General features: G+C 71.9%; 2 protein-coding genes. One reads left to right on the top strand and one right to left on the bottom strand.

Going from position 1 to position 2,691, the window contains the following annotated elements; genetic code table 11:
- Positions 1 to 763, bottom strand: a 763-nt coding sequence (locus G3I41_RS16670; protein WP_164401006.1) for a phosphatase PAP2 family protein, incomplete at its 3' end; no start/stop codon positions are given.
- Positions 764 to 1,229: 466 nt separating this feature from the next.
- Here G3I41_RS16670 and G3I41_RS16665 point away from each other — a divergent pair.
- A partial coding sequence (locus G3I41_RS16665) for an MFS transporter (protein WP_164401005.1) occupies positions 1,230 to 2,691 on the top strand: 1,462 nt, incomplete at its 3' end.

The following is a 2,691-nucleotide window of genomic DNA, read 5'->3' as shown; positions in this document are numbered from 1 at the left end:
CGGCGGCGGGCGCCGGGGCCGCGGGGCGGCTGCCGGGGGCGCCGAGCCGTGCGCGGGCGGCGAAGATCCAGTTCTCGGCGCGGGTGATCAGCGGCTCCACCCAGGGCAGGCCGAGCAGGATCAGCAGGCCCGCCGCCCAGCCGAGGAGCACGTCGCTCAGCCAGTGCGTGCCGAGGTAGACCGTCGTCAGGCCGACGCCGAGCGAGACGATGGCGGACATGGCCGACAGATAGCGCCTGGCCCTCGGAGTGGCGGCCAGATAGGCGAGGATTCCCCAGGTCACGACGGCGTTGGCGGTGTGGCCGGAGGGAAATATATCGCCGCCGGCGAAGAGCTCGGCCGATCCGATCCTGGTCGCGTAGTGCGGGCCCAGCCGGCCGAGGCCGATCTTGACCGCGCCCACCGTCAGGTTGAGCAGCAGCAGCGAGGCGCCGAGCGTCAGCAGCGGACGCAGGGTGTGCTGCCGCCAGGAGCGCCAGCCGAGCCAGCAGGCGACCATGACCGCGGTGGGCCCGCGCTGGCCGAGGACCACGTAGTAGTCGAGGGCGGCGTGGATTTCGGGCCACTGCTGGTAGGGCCGGAAGAGCATGACCTTCCAGTCCAGGGCCACCAGCCAGGAGGACATGAGCACGGCAATGACGATGGCCAGATAGAACGCCAACGTCCCGCCGAAGAGAGCGATGCGGTGACGGCTCATCCGCGGTGTCTCTATCTTCGGCGGTTCCGGCTCCCGGTCCAGCCGGGCGAAGATGTCGGTACGCACCCAATCGACGTTACAGGGAGTGAGTGGGCGCGCCTGTCGATCCGGGCCCTTTGTGATGACGATGTGATGTGGAGTATGTCTCAGCCGTCGGGTTTCTCCAGGGAGTCTGAATAACTCTCCTATTCTTTTCGGCCCGTTATGCGATACCTGTTCGACAGGCAATTCGATGGAGCTTGCGAAGAATTCTGGAGATCTCGAAGTGTGTTTGTCCGCGGTGCGGCGGAGCGGAACGGAGGGTGTCACTCCGGTTACCGTACGGCTTCGGGCGGGAGGTCGTGCGGGGGCCCCGGGGCGTACGCGCAGTGGCGTACGCCACACTCCGGCGGGTCGGGCGGTATGAGATGGGCCACGTGTGGCCCCGCCGAACTCGCGTACGCTGACGGATCACTCGCCCGTCGACGCCGGGCCCGGACACCGCGTCCCGAGGGCCTGCCGAGAGCGAGGGGACCATCTGGGAGGTAGATGCATGTCCGGGACACCCACCGCCCGAATCCGCCTGCGCGCAGCCGCCGACGGTGCCAACCGCTGGGTCGTCCTGGTCGTCCTCTGCCTCAGTCTGCTGCTCGTCGCGCTCGACGCGACGGTGCTGCACGTCGCCGTCCCCGCCGTCACCGAGGACCTGCGGCCCAGCGCCGCCGGACTGCTGTGGATCGTGGACGCCTACCCGCTCGTCTGCGCCTCGCTGCTCATCCTCTTCGGCACCCTCGGCGACCGGGTCGGACGCCGGCGCGTCCTGCTGCTCGGTTACGCCCTCTTCGGCGTCGCCTCGGCCGTCGCCGCCCTGGCCGACAGCGCGGCCGTGCTCATCGCGGCGCGGGCCCTGCTCGGCGTCGGCGGGGCGATGATCATGCCCGCCACCCTCTCGATCCTGCGCCAGGTCTTCCCCGACCGGCGCGAACGGGCCGTGGCGATCGGCGTCTGGTCCGCCGTGGCCGCCGTCGGCGCCGCCACCGGGCCCGTCATCGGCGGCTTCCTCGTCGAGCACTTCTGGTGGGGTTCGGTCTTCCTGATCAACATCCCGCTGATGGCCCTGGTCCTCCCGGTCGGCCGGCTGCTGCTCCCCGAGTCCCGGGGCAACGACGACGGGCCCTGGGACGTGCTCGGCGCGCTGATGGCCGCCGCCGGGGTGCTCGGCGTGGTCCTCGGCGTGAAGCGGGCCGGTACCGGCGAGGGCCTGGCCGACTTCGCGACCCTGGTGCCGCTGCTGCTCGGGGCCGCGCTGCTCATCGCCTTCGTGCGCCGCCAGAAACGGCGCACCCACCCGCTGATCGACATCGGCATGTTCGCCCGGCCCGCCTTCTCGACCGCCGTCGGCTGCATCGTCCTGGCCATGCTCGCCCTGGTCGGCCTGGAACTCGTCGCCGTCCAGTACCTCCAGCTCGTCCTGGGCCTCAGTCCCCTGGAGACCGGCCTCAGGCTGCTGCCGCTCACCTTCGCCGCGATGGCCGCGGGCGCCACCGGCTCCCACACGCTGCGCCGGGTCGGGCCGCGCCGGATGGTCGGCTGGGGCTTCGTCGTGACGGCCGCGGCGGTGCTGACGCTGACCGTGATGGGCCGCGACGACCGGCCCGTCCTGCTGGCGGCCGCCTTCGTCGCCCTCGGCTTCGGCCTCCAGTCCACGCTGTTCGGCGCCTACGAGTCGATGCTCAACGAGGCCCCCGCCGACCGGGCGGGCGGGGCGGCCGCGATCGGGGAGACCTCCTACCAGCTGGGTGCCGGGATGGGGATAGCGCTGCTCGGCAGCGTGATGAACGCCGCCTACACGCCCGGCCTCGCGGGGCTGCGCGCCGACGGCGTCCCCGCGTCCGCGGCGGCCGGGGCGGCCCGCTCGCTCGGCGAGGCATACGAGGAGGCCGCCGACCTGGGCGGGCCGCTCGGCGCCGTCCTGCGCACCACGGCCAGGGACGCCTTCATCGACGGGCTGCACG

Origin of the sequence: Streptomyces sp. SID9727 (genome assembly GCF_010550605.1) — a bacterium.
GTDB lineage: Bacteria > Actinomycetota > Actinomycetes > Streptomycetales > Streptomycetaceae > Streptomyces.
The sequence above is the reverse complement of the archived record's forward strand: the minus strand, read 5'-3'. Positions and strand labels throughout refer to the sequence as shown.